Source organism: Ralstonia sp. 25mfcol4.1, from assembly GCF_900104095.1.
Taxonomy (GTDB): domain Bacteria; phylum Pseudomonadota; class Gammaproteobacteria; order Burkholderiales; family Burkholderiaceae; genus Cupriavidus.
This window is the reverse complement of the sequence record NZ_FNJO01000023.1, coordinates 1-16208: the sequence shown is the minus strand read 5'-3', so window position 1 is coordinate 16208 and position 16208 is coordinate 1. Positions and strand designations below refer to the sequence as shown.

The following is a 16208-nucleotide window of genomic DNA, read 5'->3' as shown; positions in this document are numbered from 1 at the left end:
AGGTTCTTCCCTCGGGTCGGAATTCTCATCATGCCTCCTGCTGGTTCCTGCGTATCGGCGAGGCTCCGGCTCCGAGGTGGTGCACGGCAGGCGCGGCAGACGCACGTACACGTACCCTGGCCAGAGAGGATGGAGCCAGTGTAGGAATCTGCGCAGGCAGGACTCTGTTCGATTCCGCACACGCTGGTGGCCGCACCGGGCGTGCCAGCGCTGACTGCCGGCTTTGTTGGGCAACGTACCGAAACGGCGCGCCGGAGCGGCTCCAATGGCATTGGCCACGCACGCGCCTGGCCGGCCGGCAGCACGCCAGCTGCCATCCGAACACGGAGGACGGGAGATGGAGCAAAGCACTGCGAACGCCCTGGCATATACGGCGAATCCCCTGGCCACGGACCCCCATGTGCCGGCTGCTGCCGTCCAGCAGGCGGCGCGCCCCGTGGTGGCCCCGCCGCGCCTGTTGCATGGCGAGGCGTCGATCTGGCAGGAGACCAACTGCTACATGGACCTGTGGATCGAACTGCTGTATGGATGGCACCTCGATCCGCGCGCCGCACTGCCGTTCACCGTGGCGCAGGACTACGAGGGCGACCACTTCACGTTCTTCAAGTATCCGCAGGCCGACCTCGAACTGCTGTATGGAACGGTGGTACAGGAAAGCGCCATCTACGACACGCTGGAGGCACACATCGCCGAACAGGTGCGTCGCGGGCACGCCATGCTGGTGGAGATGGACAGCTTCTACCTGCCCGATACGCGCGCCACGGCCTACCGCATGCACCACGTGAAGACCACCATTGCGATCGACGGGATCGACCCCGCGGCGCAGACGCTGTCCTACTATCACAGCCTGGGCCGCTACACGGCCGAGGCCGACGACTATCGTGGCCTGATGCGGCTCACCGCCGAACTGAGCGGCAACGGCAATATCCTGTTCCCGTACGTCGAATGTGCCAAGCGCGTGCGCGATCCGCTGCGCGGCCGCGAGCTGTCCAATGCCGTGGCGCAGCTGCTGCGCCGGCACCTGGGCCGACGGCCGGGCCAGAGCCCCATCGCACGCTGGCGCGCCGATTTTCCGGCGCAGGTCGAGACCATCCTGGCACGCGGCGACGCGTACTTCCATCACTACGGTTTCAACCTGCCGCGTCAGCTTGGGGCGAATTTCGAGATGCTGCATCACTGCCTGAACTGGCTGGGCGAACACGGCCACACGGTGTCGCCGGACATTCGCGACGCGGCCGCCGCCATCGCGGCCGAATGCAAGGTGCTGCAGTTCCGCCTGGCCCGCGCGATGGCACGCAACCGTCCAGACGCCTGCGCCGACTGCATGGACAATCTGGAGTCGGCCTACGACACCACCATCACGGGCCTGCTGGCGTCCTTCGGGAGCATCGATCCGGCACATGGCTGATGGCTGTGCGTGCATGAAGACAAACGCCCCGGCTGCCACCGCCTGGCGGCGTGTGGCGTCCGGGGCGTTCGGCATCGGTGCGGCTGCGCTCAGGCGTGTGCCAGCGCGAGGGCCGGCAGCAGGCGGTCGTATTCGCGCTTGACGAGCTTGTAGCACTCGCACGAATGGTGCTCCAGGCCGCAGCGGTCCAGCACGGTGATATGGCCGCGGCTGTGGTGGATCAGGCCCAGGTCCTCCAGCTTGCCGGCCGCTTCCGTCACGCCTTCGCGCCGCACGCCGAGCATGTTGGCGATGACCTGCTGCGTGATCACCAGTTCGTTGGTGTTCATGCGGTCGATGGCCAGCAGCAGCCAGCGGCACAGCTGCTTGTTCAGCGAGTGATGGCGGTTGCAGGCAGCGGTCTGCGCGATCTGCGTGAGCACCGCCTGCACATAGAGCAGCGTCACGCGCTGCAGCGCCGGCAGCTGGGCCAGCTCCGCACGCAGCACACGCGCCGGAATGCGGTAGGCGAAGCCGGGGCTGCGCACTTCGACGCGGCTCGGCATCGTGTCGCCGCCGGTCACCACGGGGATGCCCACCAGCCCTTCGTTGCCGACCGCTGCGAACTCCACCGTGGCGCCGTCTTCGAGCAGCGACAGCAGCGAGACCACGGAGGTGGTCGGAAAGTACACGTGGACGATGCGCTGGCCCGAGTCGGTCAGCAGCTCCCCTGCACGCAGGCGGACGAGTTCGAAGTGGCGCGACAGCGCGTCCCATTCATGACGCGGCAATGCGTTGAGCAGATGATTGACATGCAGGTCCGACCGATGCGTAATCATTTTTTCCTCCGTGTGACCCAGGAGCAATGACATCGGAACGCCGCAGTACCTGCGAGACGCGTGACCCGACATCGCCGCTCCGCTCTTCTATCAGCAAGCTTGCTGGCGAATGCCCGGCGGCCCTGAGGCCGCCACCCGTGAACCCTGCCGGAGCGAATTGCCGTTGTGCTCCGGTTTCCTCTTCGTTGTTGACTGTATTAAGTGCTATGCAGCACAGAACGGACAGTAGGCAGACGGATAGGTCCTGGCGTCATGCTTTGGTAGGTTGGATGTAGGAAAACGGGTGAGTCGCGGCGGCGGCGGGGTAGCCCCATGGACCAGCCGGTGGAAGGAGGGATATGTGTCCTGCCGCGCCAGACGTGGTCTGGCGGGCAGGTGGAGAAGGATGAGTTCAGCCGTCGTAGCTGACGGCCCGCGGCGCGTTCAGCGCCCACACTTCACCCGAAGGGATGGCCCCCGTATGGGTCAGGGCGGCCGCATCGTGCATCAGTCGGATGCGGCGCGACTCGCCGGGACCGAGGTGGAACCAGTCGGTCTCCGGCAGCCAGGCGTGATCCTCGACGTGGACCCACCGCGCAAAGCGCCGGGTGCTCACGGTGAGCCACCAGACGCCGTCCTCGCACGCCGCGCTGGCGCGCAGGCCCGGATCCTGCAATGCGTCGGCGCGCCGGTCGGGCAGGTACACGGCCTGGCTGAGCAACGCGTTGCCTGTTTCGTCGGCGCTTCCCGCCGGAGACGCGTCGTGCAGCGTGGCCAGCACCACGTCGTGCCCGGGCGGCCCGAAGCGGTAGGCGTAGGTAAAGTCGAAGAAGTGATCGAGCAGTTCCGCCGCCACCAGACGCCGTGTCTCGCGCGGCGCCAGCGTCAGTGTCTGATCCGCCTGCGCGGCCACGGCCTCGCCGTCGCGCAGGCAACGCAGTACCAGCCGAACTGTGCGCGGCACGGCGGTCTCGTTGACCAGATGGATGTGGAGCCCGTTGAGCCCCTCATCCGTCAGGATGACCTGCAGCGGCTGCCAGACCTGGCGCAGGGCATGCCACGCCGATTTGGGCCGCGCATAGGCATCGACGATGCCCCATCCCGCGCCGGGCAGGAGATCCTGCAATTGCCAGACCAGCCCGCCCCGACACGTGGACCCGGCGCGGCGCCATTCGCCAAACACCTCGGTCACGATCTCCGCCACCACGGCGCGCGACAGCTGCAGGTAGCGCGCCGGCCGTTCGTACCGCAGGCGCGGCGGATCGACGTCGAACAGCGCGCGCAGGTAGAAGTCGCGAATGTCCTCGAAATCCCAGCCGGCGCCTGCATCGCGCGGCACGCGCGCCTTCCAGCGCGGATCATGGTACGGCTGCGACATGGCCGCGTCGGCCAGCGTGCGCGTGCACGGCACGTTGGCAAAGGCCAGGCATTCCGAGGTGAACCGGACATTGGCCAGGCGCGCATCGCTCAGCGGACGCTGGTACGCGCCCACGCCGTAGTAGTGCGACACGCCGGTATCGGCCTGGAACGGCCAGGCGCCTTCGCTGGGCGAATTGCGCACGTAGATCACATCGGGCCGATGCTCGGCCACCAGCGCCGGGATCAGTGTGTCGAACAGCGGCTGGCGCCACGCGCCGCGCAGCACGCCCATCATCGCGGCCTGCTGTTCGGCCTCGCTGCCGCCGCACAGCACGGCCAGGCTGGGGTGGGCGCCAGACGACGCGAGCCATTGCGAGACTTCGCACCGCGCCTCGTCCATCCACGCCGTGCCGGTGTCGCCGCCATAGTCGAAGTTCGCGAACATGAAGTCCTGCCACACCAGCAGGCCCAGTGCGTCGCACTGCCGATAGAACGATTCGCCCGGGTAACAGGTCACGCCGCTCACGCGCACCATGTTGGCCCCGGCGTCGCGCGCCAGCCGCAGCCAGCGGGCCACGGCCTCGTCGGTGTCGGCCAGTCCGGGCAGGTCGTGGCTGGATACACACGCGCCCCGGCAGAACACGCGCTCGCCGTTGACGCGCAGCCCGAACGCGCCGGGGTCGCCATCGCGGTCCTCGGTGATCGTGCGGAAGCCCACATTGCCACAGGCCAGGACGTGGCCGGCCATGCTCGCGTCCACGCGATACAGTGCCGGATCGCCGTGGGTATGCGGCCACCAGCGCCGTGCGTCGGGAATGCGCAGCGTGCCCGCCAGCGTGTGCGGGCCGGTGCGATGCAGATCGCCATGCCAGATGGCATGGTCGGGACCGACGGCCGAGAACGTGCCTTGCGCGGGCGCGGCGCCCGGAAAGTGAAGCTGCAGGTGCACCACGCCATCGGTGCCGTCGATCCGGCCCGACATCTCGGCGCGGACGCCATGCGTGGGATCGGAACCGACCGGGTCCAGCAATTCGATGTCCCGCCACGGCCCCACCGCGTGCACCGGCGGGCACCAGCCGGGCATGTGCCCGAGCAGCGTGGTACGCACGGTGCGCAGCGATGGCGGCTGGATCATGCGCGGCTTCCAGCGTACGGGCCCGCGCTGCGTGCGCAGCCACGGATACAGCGCGCGAAAACAGATATGGAGCGCGTTGTCGTCGCCGGCCAGTTCCACCTCCACCTGGTGGGCCGCGAACATGTGGTGCGTGGTCAGTACGTGCTGGCCGTTGAGCCAGACCTCGGCAATCGTCGCCAGGCCGTTGAAGCGCAGCAGGCGGCGGCCGCTGCCCGAGAAATGCAGCCGATACCAGTAGTCGTGCTGGTGCAGCGGCGGCGGCGATGAATCGTCCCAGCGCCCCGCCGCGCCCAGCGCGCTGGCCACCGTACCGGGAACCGTTGCGGGCAGCCAGTGCCCCGTCTCCGACAGTTCGCCCGGATGGGCGGCCGCGTTGGCGAAGGTTTCGAGGAAGGTCCAGTCGCCTTCCAGTCGCGCCCGGCCCACGGCCACACCGGGCCGCAAGACGGGCAGGAGTGCCGGTTCCGGATCGCGTGCGGTCATGTGACGGTTTCTCCGAAATGGGCGGCCAGCGCCGGAACCGTGCCCTGGTAGGCGAGTTCTAGCTGCTCCAGGCAGTCCTCGCAGCTGTCGGCCTTGTGGCTGATCACGGCGCGCATCAGCCGGAACTGCATCACCATGGCCTCGGACGCCATCGTGTAGCACGCCTCGGCCACCGAGTCGGGCAGGTTCTGTCCCTGCATGACCAGCCAGCGCACATAGCGACCGAGCAGTTCGAAGTTCGCGCCAAGCTGGCGCAGCACGCTGGCCGCGTAGATCTGGAAGTTGGGCTCGCCGCGCGCCATCAGTTGTTCCAGATGGGCCGGAAACGCGGCCCGGAACGCCTGGATCGGGTTCTCTCGCGGGCGCCGCGCCAGATGGCCGCGCAGCAGATCCAGCGACGCGCGCAGCAGCGCATCGTCGGTCAGCCCCGGAAAGCGCCGGCGCACGACCTCGGCTTGGGGAAACGTGGCCACCCCCCACATCGTTTCATGCGCCGGCATGCGGAAGATGGCGAGGTAATCGTCGCCACTCGCGGTGTGATAGCCGTCATGGTGGTAGTAGCCCACCGCAGTGGCCTCCGGCACCAGTACGTCGATCGCGATGCACGCGCGCGCGTGCTGCCGGCGGTAGGCGCCCGCCGGCTGCGGCAGCTGGAAGCTGTCCACCTCGAGCAGCACGGCGTTGCCGCGATTGGTCTGCGCGGCAACATGCGATTCCAGCCGGCCGTAGGTCGACAGTTCGTCCTTGACGATGCCGTAAAGACGCTCCAGGTCTATCGACGGGATGTTCGAGGACGTGAACTGGTCGCCCTCGAAGTCAAGCGTGGTAGTGAACGGCAAGGCGGCAATGGGCTCGAAGTCCCATCCATGCAACAGTTCGACCCACAGGTCGATATGGCGGTTGGCATGCGACCACACCGGATTGCCACCGTGCAGCGCATGCGCGCCGCCGCGCGCGCGTACAGCCTTGCCGTCTCCGTACATTTACACGCCTCCCAGCGTCTCGCGCACCGCTTGCGGCCACTGTGCCGGGTCCAGCCCGTGGTGCTTGAGCAGCGCCAGCGTCAGCCGCTCGATGCCAAAGCCCACGCAGCCCGTATGGGCCACGCCGCCATCGGCCAGGCCGATGTGCCACAGCGCCCCGAAATGGTCCATGTGGTAGTTGAAACTCATGCATGCGGTGGGTGGCGCGCCGTCGTTGACCGGAATCAGCAGTTCGAACTTGAGCTTCAGTTCGCGCTGGCTGTCGGCCACGATCTTGCCGCCACGCCCGAAGAACGGGTCGTTGGCCACGTCCACTTCCACGGGCAACTGCAGCGCCTCGGCCAGTGCCTGGCCGCGCTCCATCCACAGCTGTCGAAACGCGACGATGCGCTCGGGCGATCCCAGGCACACGTACTCGCGTTGCCGGAACAACTGCATGCGCGTGGGCTCCAGCGACGGCTCGTGCCGGTAGCAGTACGACAGCACGTCCACCACCTTGCCGTCCGGCGGCAGCGGGCCGCGTTTGGCCACGACGGGGTAGATCGGATAGCAGGCGGCCGGGGTCAGCACCACGCCCGTGAATTCCTGCTGGTCGGTCCAGTCCTCCCTGTCTTCCACGCGCGCCAGCAGCCGGCGGTGCGCGCGGTCGTCGCCGCAGAAGCTGTGGATCGTGCCGGCCAGTTGCGGAAAGCTTTTCAGGTACTCGCTGGCTTCGAAATCCTGCTGCCCCAGCGCCGGCGGAAAGCGCAGCACTTCGGCGCGCTGGTCGGCGCCGATCCGCGTGATGGCCCGGTTCAGGCCGTCGGCAATCGCCTCGAACTGCGCACTGCGGCCGTACAGGCCCTTGACGCCGGTTTCGATCAGCAGGCCGGCACCCAGCAGTTGCTGGAGATAGGTGGGCGCGGAGGTCAGTTCGCCGGCGCCGCCTCCCGCGACGGCGTCGGTCAATGCGTGAGCATCCATCGATGGCTCCTTACGAACGGTCGGCCAGCAACAGGTTGGCCGTATTGGTCTGGATGCGATCGTTGTTGATCATCAGCGGCGCCGACCACAGGTCCCGCAGGTGGCGGCCCAGGCTGAACGGCGTGCCTTGCTTGTAGCCGGCCATGCCGCACACCAGCAGCGCCTGCTGCACGACGTCGAGCGCCATCGTCGACATGGCAGTCTTCAGCCCGTTCATCTCGGCGGCCAGCGCGAAGGCGGCCGATACCGAAGCACCGGCATGGCGCGCCCGCTGGCGCTCCAGCGCCATGTCGACACGGGCTTCCATCATCTGCAGCATGCTCACGGCCTCGGCCACGCGCGGCGCCGACGGCGGCAACTGCCCGGGCCGTGCCCGCGCCTGGCCCTGGAAGAAGGTCTTGGCGCGCGACACGGCGTCGCTGGCGATGCCCAGCCACAGCGCGCTCCACAGGATGTGCGACACGGGCGTCATGGTGGCGTCCGCGATCTCGCCGAACGGCACCGGCAGCACCTGGTCCACCTGGCCGGCGGCCTCCAGCCGGAATCCGTTGCTGCACGTGCCACGCATGCCCAGCGTGTCCCACGCGTTCAGGCTCTGCAGCGTGTAGTCGTCCTTCAGCGCGCAGACCAGCACCTGGTCCGACGGCGATGCATCGGCGTGGCGCCGGGCGGTGATCAGGATGCCGTCGGCGTGCGCCCCGTAGGAGATCGTCGGTGCCATCTTCAACAGGTGAAAGCGGTCGCCTTCCACGTTGACCGCGCAGCCGCTGCTGCGCAGCGCGCCGCCAATGGCTTCCTCTGACGTGGCAGAGGCCAGCAGCAGCTGTTCGCCCGCCACGCGCGCCATCATCTGCTGATGCCACGGGCTGCCCATGCCATGTTCGAGCAGGCAGGCCACCTGGATCTGGTGCATCGCGTAGATCATGCCGGTGGACGCGCACGTCTCGCCCAGCACCCGGCAGATGGCCGCAATGGTGGCCAGCGGCGCCCCACTGCCGCCCAGCACCGCCGGCACCATCGCACCGAGCAGTCCCTTCTGGCGCAGCACTTCGAAGGCCTCGTGCGGAAAGCGCGCCTCGTGGTCCACGGCATCGGCAAACCGCTGCGCCACCCCGCCGGCCTCGCGGGCGGCCGCGATCAGTTCGTCGCCGGCCATGGCGCTGCCCCCGGCCGGGTTGGCATGCGCCAGCGCAACCTTGGCGGTACTCATGCTGCCTCCTGCTGCCGGCGAATGGTTTCGACCGCCGCCGCAAGCGAGTCCACGCTGCGGAAGAGTTGACGCGTCAGCATCTGATCCGGAATCTCGATATCGAACGCATTCTCCAGCGCCAGCATCACATGCACGGTGGCCAGCGACGACAGGCCTGCCGCGTACAGGTCGTCGTTATCGGCGAGCGTGGCCAGCGGCACGTCGAGGCGGGCCACTTCTCCCAGGATGTTGCGGATGGTTGTTTTCATTCGATGTCTCCGATTCGGAAGCCTTGATACGGGCTCCATTCCAGTTGTTTTGGACGTCGGGCTCGGTGCGATGTCGCACCAAGCGGACACCGTTGCGCGGCCCCCGACCCTCAGTAGGCGGCCGTGCCTGTCCAGCCGTGCAGGGCCGTACGCAGGATGATTCGAAGGTCGAGCTGGAACGACCAGTGCTGGATGTAATAGATATCGAACTCGATGCGCTTGCGCATCTTGTCGATCGTGTCGGTCTGTCCGCGCAGGCCATTGATCTGGGCCCAGCCCGTGATGCCAGGCTTCACCCGATGGCGCAGCATGTAGCGATCGATCAGTTCCTTGTAGATCTCGTTGTGCTCCATCGCATGCGGGCGCGGGCCCACCACCGACATCTCGCCGCGCAGCACGTTGAAGAACTGCGGCAGCTCGTCCAGGCTGGTACGGCGCAGGAAGGCGCCGATGCGGGTCACGCGCGGGTCGTCGCGGGTGGCCTGCGTCACGCCATGGTCCTGGTGCATGCGCATGGTGCGGAACTTGTAGACGTTGAACGGGTGCCCGTCGATGCCGAGCCGCTGCTGGCGGAACAGCACCGGCCCCGACGACGACAGCTTGACCAGCAGCGCGATCAGCAGCAGCACCGGGCTCAGGCCGGCGATCACCGCCAGCGCGAACACGCGGTCGAAGCTGGCCTTGACGATGCCGGTCACGCCCGACACCGGCGGGCTGTTCAGGTCGATCACGGGCAGGCCCATGAAGTCGGTGAACCTGTGCCCCAGCAGTTCGACCGCCGCCACATCGGGCACCCAGCGGATGTCGATCAGTTCGTTGCGGAACTGGCGCACCACGTCGGACAGGTCACGGCAGGCAGCCATGGGCAGCGTGAGCCAGATCTCGCGCACGCCCTGGCTGCGCACCATGGCGCTGACTTCCTCCATGGTGTGCAGCGGCTCGACGCCGGGCGGGATGTTCTGGCCGTCTTCGTCGTAGATGCCCACCACGCGATAGCCGGCGGCGCGAATCTGCTGCACGCGCAGGTACATCTCGCGGCCCAGCGGTCCATAGCCGCAGATCACCACACGCTTGGCGTTGATGCCCTGCTCGCGCACATTGGCAAGCATGCGGAACATGATCGCGCGCGACACCAGCAGCAGCACCATGGAGCTGATGAACCAGCCCATCGACCACACCCGCGAGACAGCAGCAATCTGGTGGATCAGGAAGGCGCCCATCAGGCCGGTCAGGAACACCGTCGCCCACGCGGCGCAGGCGCGCAACGCCAGCACGGCCTGGCTGCGGCCGCGCCAGGATTCGTAGAGGCCGAACGCCGGAAACACGACCAGCGCGCCCAGCGCGCACAGCATCGTCAGAAAGCCGTTGACGGGCGCTGCCTCCCGGATGCCGCCGGGAAAGTAGATCGCGCCCATGCCGATGCCGGCTGCGGCAATCAGCAGCGCATCGCAGAGTCTGTAGAGATAGTGAAGCGCCGAATTACGCTCGGCAGCGACATTCCAGTTCGACGCCATGACCACCCCATGCCCCTTGCGGGAAGCTGTTTCGGGTCATGGTTGCGCAGCAGGTTGACAACGTCTGTTGGGCGGCGCACACAGGTCCGGCGCGCCGCCGGCGGCCTACCGGGGCGCGTGCTGGAACACGCCGGCGGCACGCATGCGGGGGCCGGACAATGCCGCCCACTCGCCACGGTGGTACGGGCGATCGCGGCCCGAAAGAAACATGGCAAGCTCCTGCACCATCACGTGGGTGGCGCCGGCCAGGCCGCCGGTGGGCAACACCATCAGCGCGGCCAGCATGACGCACATCGCGAGCATCGTGCGGGGGCTCCGGGGCAAGCCGTGCCGTACCACGATCGGCAGGCTGACCAGGAAACCGAGTGCCAGCCCGCTGGCCACCTCGGAAAGCGAATGCGCATGCAGCGCCAGCCGCGACACGCCCACCGCCAGCGCCAGTAGCACGCCGCCCAGCGCGGCCAGCAGGCCCAGGCCGGGCCGCCTGTCGGGCATGGCGATGTAGCAGGCCACCGGCAGGATCGACGCGGCCATCATCGCGTGGCCGGAGAACCCCGTGAAGTTGAGCGATGCGCTGCCGATGCCCCAGCCCATGAACGCGAGCTTGGAAGCCAGCACCACGAGCGCCGTGGCGGTGAACGCGAGCATCCAGTGCCGCGCCACGCCGGTGGCGCCGTGCCAGCGCATCCACGCGTAGAGAAAGCACGCGCATGGCAGCAGGAAGGCGGATTCGCCAAAGTGGGTGATCAGTTCCCAGCGGTTCATCGGTGTCTGCGGCAGTGCCGCGAAATTGCGGTGGCAAGGTGCGTGGCGGCAGCGTAGCACCCCTGCGGCCGCTGCGTACGCCAAATCATTCGATGGATCATCCCCGGTGTCCATCCCGAAGCATGAGGGCCGCATGCGGCTCCCGGATGCCTGGCGCCGGGTGCCGCGGTCCGCACTGGCGCGCCAGCACTGGAACCGCCCTCGCGCGCCGCCTGCAAACCCAGGGATGAGATGCCGGGTTGGCATGCGTCTTCTGGTTGATACTGTCCCGCACGACGATTCGATATGGTCGATGCAATGGTCGCGCACCACGTGTGCGGCCATTTCAAAGCCCGCATGGTCCCCCGGTCGGCGGGCTTCTTTTTTGGAGCCGGCGGTTCGACCGCACGCGCATCGGGCAGCATCGCTGTCGCTGGGCGGCACGGTGTCAGGTGGGCGGCGGCGTGCGCGTCAGCGCGACGAACAGCGCGCGTGCGGTGTCAAGGTGGCGGCTTGCTTCGCGCTCGCCGATTTCGCGCGCGGCGACGATGGCGGCATCCTCGGTGGCAAAGCATCGGCCATGCAGTTCGCCCCGATACAACAACGGCCCGCCGATGATGGCGAGCCGTATCTCATAGCAGCATGCCCACTTGCCGCGGCCTTCGCGCACGGCGAACCCGTGGACAATCAGGATATCCAGACTGTGTTCCATACGACCCCCTGCTCTCCGCGGCGGCCGGCCTCTCCAAGGCGCCGGCTTCTGACCGTGGGCAAATCCAGCATAGTCGTATCAACGCGCGGACGCCTTCATCCGATGGCAGTAGACCCATCCGGACTTACCCGCGCCGCAGGGATGAAGCGGGGGGCTGGCGCGGGCGCGCCGTGCGGATGCAGCGATCTCAGCAGCGTCAGCGCGCTGCGCGGAAAACACTGCCCGCCCGCCCACACCAGCGTGGCGGCAGCGCACACCAGTTCCACCGGCGCGGGCACCGCCAGGCATCCGTTGGCCCCAAGCAGCGCGGCGTGAGCCATCAGCGTGGCATCCAGCGCATCGGACAGGACCAGCCAGCGCCGGGGTGCGAGCCGCTCGCGCACACGGTCCAGCAGCTTGCGCGGGTCGCCCGGCACCCCGCTGCAGTCTACAAGCGCCATTTCCACCGGCTGTTCCGGCAGCGGTTCTGATGCATCGGGATTGTCGATCGACGGCATGCGCGCCGGGACGGGATCGCCGTCGAGCAGCCATTCGGGGCCGTGCCAGCGCACCGGTGTCGGAATGTCCTGGCCCTCCATCCGGCGCGCCAGGATACGGCACATCATTTCGTTGCTGGCGATGAGATAGGTCGTCATCTATTTGCCATCCGCGCATTGTTGCGCGCGTGTGTCCGCAGGGTGTGGTGCCCCAACGGGACGCCCTGGTGGGGCGCATCGTATTCTTGTGGAAATGATGGCGATGAGGAGTTCTTGCCGAAGATTCTGGTGATCTCCGCGGCAGCCCCCGGCACCGCGCCTGAACTTACAACCTAGCAATCGCGGCCGGCCGCCGCCTCATGCTTTTGGATGAGGGGCGGGCGGGCGAATGGTGGAAGCGTGCCGTTGTCCGGCAACGCGCAGTGATTTCCCTTATGCAGCCTCACAAGCCTCCCGTGCGCTCAGCGACGACATCGGGATATGCGTGGGCCTGGCCGGCGTGGGGCCGGGCCAGTTCAGGGTGGCCCCGCGTTGCAGTGCCACGTACACCGCCTCGCCCTTGTTGCGCACATGCAGACGCTGATAGAGCGTGCAGGCGTGGGTCTTGGCGGTGGCCACCGAAATGTTCAGCAGCCGGCTGACGGTCTTGACCGGGTAGCCGCGCGCCAGCAGGGCCAGCACTTCGTACTGGCGTTCGGTGATATTGAGCAGATGCGCGCCTGCGGCCGGCGTTTCCAGCGGGGCCGCCTGTCCATGCGCGGCGGCATCGGTCAGGTGGGCCGGCACGCCGTGCAACGGCACCACGATCGGCGCGGCATCATGGCGCGCTTCGGCAGCGCCGGGTTCGGCGTGGCGCGTCGTGGGCAGCTGGGACGGAAAGCATTCGCCGCCGGCCAGCACCAGCCGGATAGCGGCTTCCAGCGCATCGGCCGAACAGGTCTTGGCCAGCAGGCCGCGCACGGCCTCGGGCATGCCGGCCTCGGGCATGCCGGCCTCGGGCAGTGGCACCGGCAGCTGGTCGGCCAGCACCAGCACGCGCAGCGGCGTCAGGCGTCGGCACAGTTCGGCCAGCGTGTGCCAGCCCTGCTCCGCATCGGCCGGCAGGCCGAACACGAGCAGATCCGCGTGGTGAGTCCACGGGTCGGGGTCGTGCAGGGCGGCGGGATCGAGATCGACGAGATCGCCTGGAACATGCGCCTGAGCCAAAAGGTGGCGCAAACCGAGACGCAACAATGGATGTGGCTCGAGCAACAGAATGGTGGCCATGGCCGCTCACTTCTTCCTGGCGCGTCGGTGCGATGTCTGGCTGTCCGCATGGCGCGCTGTTGGAAGCGCTCCGCTTATTGGTGCGGTTGCACTTCCATACGGTCTGCATCACCTCCCGAGCCTTCGCAGCGTTTCCCGTCCTGGCTTGCTGCCGACTGCTACCGGCCCTCCCTCGGAGGATGTCAGACCGCCCCGTGTGCGTATGTAACGCGTTAGATCCTTCTGAACTCAGATTCAAATTAAATCTAATTCTGGTGTTCAGCATAGGCAGCACGCCTTTCGATTGCAAGTCGATGTTGCGGTGCAGCGGGTTTTCCCTCGGTTGTATGGCAAGTGCCTTGTATCGATATGGCAAGCGGCCGACAGACCTCGAACGGTCGTTCGAGCGGGTGGAAAGTGACTCCAAAATCTCTATGCTGCGGCGCACTAAAGTCGGCCCCGTGCGCGCCGTCAATGCGATGGCAATTCAATCGCCCAAACCCGGGCCAACCTGAGAGAAGAGTTCATCACATGCTTTCCTCGCTTCGCGCGCGAATCGTGGCCCTATCGGTGGCCATCGTCATCGTGGCGCTGGCAGCCAATGCCATCGTCAACCAGTTTGTCGCCCGTGCCTATAACAACGAGGCCATCGACAACAACCTGGCCGCCGTGCAAACCGGCCACGTGGACGCCATTGCGGAATGGGTGTCCAGTCACACGCAGATGATTGCGTCGCTGCAGGACGCTGCGCTGCAGGACGATCCCATTCCCGCGCTGCGGCTGGTTTCCGGCGCAGGCGGCTTTATCAAGACGTACGTCGGTTATCCGGACAAGAGCCACCGCTTTTCTGACGCGGCCGGCCTGAAGCCCGACTACGATCCCACTGCGCGGCCCTGGTACAAGCAGGCCGTGGCGGCGGGCAAGCCCATCGTCACGCCGCCCTACATCGCGGCCAGCAGCGGCAAGCTGGTGGTGACGTTTGCCGTGCCGGTGATCCGCGACGGCGCCGTCAAGGCCGTGATCGGCGGCGACGTGGCCATGGATGCCGTGGTGGCCAACGTCCGGTCGATCCATCCCACACCCGCAAGCTTTGGCATCCTGGTGGCGCGCGACGGCAGGATCGTCGCCCATCAGGACGACAAGCTGACGCTGAAGCCGATTGCCGATCTGATACCGGCGCTGGACGGTGACAAGCTCGGCGCGCTGGTATCCGCGACCGTGCCGCTGGACGTCAGCGTGAGCGGCGCCAGGAAGCTGCTGCGCGGGCGCGAGATCGCCGGCACCGACTGGGTTGCGGTGATCGCGTTGGACAAGGCCGAGGCCACGGCCGGCATGCGGTCGGTGCTGATCGCATCGATGATCTCGCTGGTCATCGTGGCCTGCGCGGCGGCGCTGATCGTGGCAGGCGTGACAGCGGTCTCGTTCCGGCGGCTGTCGGGTATTCGCGATGCCATGGTGGCGATCGGGTCCGGCGATGGCGATCTCACGCGCCGGTTGCCCGCCGAGGGCACCGACGAGGTGGCGCACATCGCGCGGGCCTTCAATGCCTTTGCCGACAAGCTCGTGCACGTGATGCGCCAGATCCGGGACGCAAGCGAATCGGTACACGTCGCCGCCAACGAGATTGCGGAAGGCAATGCCGATCTGTCGCGCCGTACCGAATCGGCCGCCGCGAGCCTGGAGCAGACCGCGGCATCGATGGAACAAATCACTGCCACCGTGGGCCAGTCGGAGAGCGCTGCGCGCCAGGCCGACGATACGGCGACGCAGGCGCAGCAGGTGGCCACGCAGGGCGGCAGCGCCATCGCCGGGGCCATCGACACGATGGGCGACATCGAGCGCGCGGCCGTGAAGGTTTCGGACATCATCGGCGTGATCGAGGGCATCGCGTTCCAGACCAATATCCTGGCGCTGAACGCCGCCGTGGAAGCGGCCCGCGCCGGCGAGCAGGGCCGCGGCTTTGCCGTGGTGGCGGGAGAGGTGCGCGCGCTGGCCCAGCGCAGTTCGCAGGCGGCCAAGGAGATCAAGACGCTGATCGAATCGACGGTGGGCAGCGTCAATGCCGGTTCCGGGCAGGTGCGCCTGAGCGGCGAAACGATGCACGAGATCGTCGGCAACGTGGGCCGCGTCACGCAGATCATTTCCGAGATCACCAGCGCCGCGCGCGAACAGACGCGCGGCATTCAGGAGGTGAACGTGGCGGTCAGCCAGCTCGACCAGATGGTGCAGCAGAACGCCGCCCTGGTGGAACAGTCCACCGCTGCCGCTGCGGCGCTCCAGGGCCAGGCGGCCACACTGGCGGACGTCGTGCGGACCTTCCGCCTGGACTGACGGCACCCAACGCAGCCCGGCTCTCGGCCGGGCCCCATCCTCGCGCGGCCGGGCGCGCCCCGCCAGGGCGCGCCGCAGGGTCCCTTCGCGCGACTCTCTGGTACGTCGCGTATCGGAGTTATCCCCCCTTCGCACTGAACGCTCCCACTTGCGGCCTGCCCGGCGTGGAAGCGGGATCGGGCCCAGCTCTTCGATTCAATTATTTTGAATAACTATGACGACGATAGCCCACTTTCGCCGGGGCGGCGGTCGCTATAGTTCTGCACATGGACAGCGCAGCAACGCAGCGAAACGAACGAAGCGAAGCCAGCGCCGCCCGATAAAACCTCAAACTTATTGAATCATTCCTTATACCGGAGAGCATCATGTCGAACGCCAAACTGCAAGTCCTGACCCCGCGCAACAGCCAGCTGATCATCATCGATCACCAGCCCCAGATGGCCTTCGGCGTGCAGTCGATGGACCGCCAGACCATGAAGAACAACGTCGTGGGCCTGGCCAAGGCGGCCAGGATCTTCGACGTGCCGACCACCATCACGACCGTCGAGAGCGAATCGTTCTCCGGCTACACCTACCCCGAACTGCTCGACGTCTTCCCGG

13 protein-coding genes and 1 pseudogene are annotated in these 16208 nt (G+C 67.3%); 3 read left to right on the top strand and 11 right to left on the bottom strand.

Annotated elements, in window-relative coordinates; translation table 11 throughout:
• Positions 1 to 337 precede the first annotated feature (337 nt).
• Positions 338 to 1408, top strand: coding sequence for a DUF1839 family protein (locus BLQ58_RS26835; protein WP_092603404.1), 1071 nt, complete (start codon positions 338 to 340; stop codon positions 1406 to 1408).
• A gap of 89 nt (positions 1409 to 1497) precedes the next feature.
• Here the strand turns inward: BLQ58_RS26835 and BLQ58_RS26830 are convergent, their stop codons facing one another.
• The 11 genes from BLQ58_RS26830 to BLQ58_RS26780 form a co-directional block, all read right to left on the bottom strand.
• The gene (locus BLQ58_RS26830; RefSeq protein ID WP_066737692.1) at positions 1498 to 2226 is read right to left on the bottom strand and encodes a Crp/Fnr family transcriptional regulator; all 729 of its coding nucleotides are present in this window, start codon (positions 2224 to 2226) and stop codon (positions 1498 to 1500) included.
• A 391-nt stretch (positions 2227 to 2617) separates the two neighbouring features.
• On the bottom strand, positions 2618 to 5182 hold the full coding sequence (locus BLQ58_RS26825) for a glycoside hydrolase family 2 protein (RefSeq protein WP_092603402.1): 2565 nt from the start codon (positions 5180 to 5182) through the stop codon (positions 2618 to 2620).
• A complete protein-coding gene (locus tag BLQ58_RS26820; RefSeq protein WP_092603400.1) occupies positions 5179 to 6165 on the bottom strand; it encodes a DUF1839 family protein in 987 nt (328 codons plus the stop codon). The genes BLQ58_RS26825 and BLQ58_RS26820 overlap by 4 nt, the downstream gene beginning before the upstream one ends.
• Positions 6166 to 7128 (bottom strand): amino acid--[acyl-carrier-protein] ligase, encoded by a 963-nt coding sequence (locus tag BLQ58_RS26815; RefSeq protein ID WP_092603398.1) that lies wholly within the window; start codon positions 7126 to 7128, stop codon positions 6166 to 6168.
• Between the two features lie 10 nt (positions 7129 to 7138).
• The gene (locus tag BLQ58_RS26810) at positions 7139 to 8338 is read right to left on the bottom strand and encodes an acyl-CoA dehydrogenase family protein (RefSeq protein ID WP_092603396.1); all 1200 of its coding nucleotides are present in this window, start codon (positions 8336 to 8338) and stop codon (positions 7139 to 7141) included.
• Entirely contained in the window at positions 8335 to 8586 is a 252-nt protein-coding gene (locus BLQ58_RS26805; RefSeq protein ID WP_092603394.1) for an acyl carrier protein, read from the bottom strand. Before BLQ58_RS26805 ends, BLQ58_RS26810 begins: the two co-directional genes overlap by 4 nt.
• Before the next feature lie 110 nt (positions 8587 to 8696).
• A complete protein-coding gene (locus BLQ58_RS26800; RefSeq protein WP_092603392.1) occupies positions 8697 to 10100 on the bottom strand; it encodes an undecaprenyl-phosphate glucose phosphotransferase in 1404 nt (467 codons plus the stop codon).
• Between the two features lie 105 nt (positions 10101 to 10205).
• Positions 10206 to 10865: a phosphatase PAP2 family protein gene (locus BLQ58_RS26795; RefSeq protein WP_092603390.1), complete on the bottom strand. Its 660-nt coding sequence runs from the start codon at positions 10863 to 10865 to the stop codon at positions 10206 to 10208.
• 427 nt (positions 10866 to 11292) lie between these two features.
• A complete protein-coding gene (locus tag BLQ58_RS26790) occupies positions 11293 to 11556 on the bottom strand; it encodes a hypothetical protein (RefSeq protein WP_092603388.1) in 264 nt (87 codons plus the stop codon).
• Positions 11557 to 11651: 95 nt separating this feature from the next.
• The gene (locus tag BLQ58_RS26785; protein ID WP_254776194.1) at positions 11652 to 12191 is read right to left on the bottom strand and encodes a DNA-binding response regulator; all 540 of its coding nucleotides are present in this window, start codon (positions 12189 to 12191) and stop codon (positions 11652 to 11654) included.
• 273 nt (positions 12192 to 12464) lie between these two features.
• Complete coding sequence (locus BLQ58_RS26780) at positions 12465 to 13298, bottom strand: helix-turn-helix transcriptional regulator (RefSeq protein WP_092603386.1); 834 nt, start codon at positions 13296 to 13298, stop codon at positions 12465 to 12467.
• A gap of 510 nt (positions 13299 to 13808) precedes the next feature.
• On the opposite strand from BLQ58_RS26780, the gene BLQ58_RS26775 reads away from it, so the two are divergent.
• Both BLQ58_RS26775 and BLQ58_RS26770 read left to right on the top strand, forming a co-directional pair.
• Positions 13809 to 15608, top strand: a complete 1800-nt coding sequence (locus BLQ58_RS26775; protein ID WP_092603384.1) for a methyl-accepting chemotaxis protein — start codon at positions 13809 to 13811, stop codon at positions 15606 to 15608.
• 365 nt (positions 15609 to 15973) lie between these two features.
• A pseudogene (locus tag BLQ58_RS26770) lies at positions 15974 to 16208 on the top strand (isochorismatase family protein); the annotation flags it as partial.

Excerpts from the sequence above, each read along its gene's own strand:
- BLQ58_RS26835 (WP_092603404.1), top strand. The coding sequence starts at position 338 with ATGGAGCAAAGCACTGCGAACGCCCTGGCATATACGGCGAATCCCCTG.
- BLQ58_RS26830 (WP_066737692.1), bottom strand. The coding sequence starts at position 2,226 with ATGATTACGCATCGGTCGGACCTGCATGTCAATCATCTGCTCAACGCA.
- BLQ58_RS26825 (WP_092603402.1), bottom strand. The coding sequence starts at position 5,182 with ATGACCGCACGCGATCCGGAACCGGCACTCCTGCCCGTCTTGCGGCCC.
- BLQ58_RS26820 (WP_092603400.1), bottom strand. The coding sequence starts at position 6,165 with ATGTACGGAGACGGCAAGGCTGTACGCGCGCGCGGCGGCGCGCATGCG.
- BLQ58_RS26815 (WP_092603398.1), bottom strand. The coding sequence starts at position 7,128 with ATGGATGCTCACGCATTGACCGACGCCGTCGCGGGAGGCGGCGCCGGC.
- BLQ58_RS26810 (WP_092603396.1), bottom strand. The coding sequence starts at position 8,338 with ATGAGTACCGCCAAGGTTGCGCTGGCGCATGCCAACCCGGCCGGGGGC.
- BLQ58_RS26805 (WP_092603394.1), bottom strand. The coding sequence starts at position 8,586 with ATGAAAACAACCATCCGCAACATCCTGGGAGAAGTGGCCCGCCTCGAC.
- BLQ58_RS26800 (WP_092603392.1), bottom strand. The coding sequence starts at position 10,100 with ATGGCGTCGAACTGGAATGTCGCTGCCGAGCGTAATTCGGCGCTTCAC.
- BLQ58_RS26795 (WP_092603390.1), bottom strand. The coding sequence starts at position 10,865 with ATGAACCGCTGGGAACTGATCACCCACTTTGGCGAATCCGCCTTCCTG.
- BLQ58_RS26790 (WP_092603388.1), bottom strand. The coding sequence starts at position 11,556 with ATGGAACACAGTCTGGATATCCTGATTGTCCACGGGTTCGCCGTGCGC.
- BLQ58_RS26785 (WP_254776194.1), bottom strand. The coding sequence starts at position 12,191 with ATGACGACCTATCTCATCGCCAGCAACGAAATGATGTGCCGTATCCTG.
- BLQ58_RS26780 (WP_092603386.1), bottom strand. The coding sequence starts at position 13,298 with ATGGCCACCATTCTGTTGCTCGAGCCACATCCATTGTTGCGTCTCGGT.
- BLQ58_RS26775 (WP_092603384.1), top strand. The coding sequence starts at position 13,809 with ATGCTTTCCTCGCTTCGCGCGCGAATCGTGGCCCTATCGGTGGCCATC.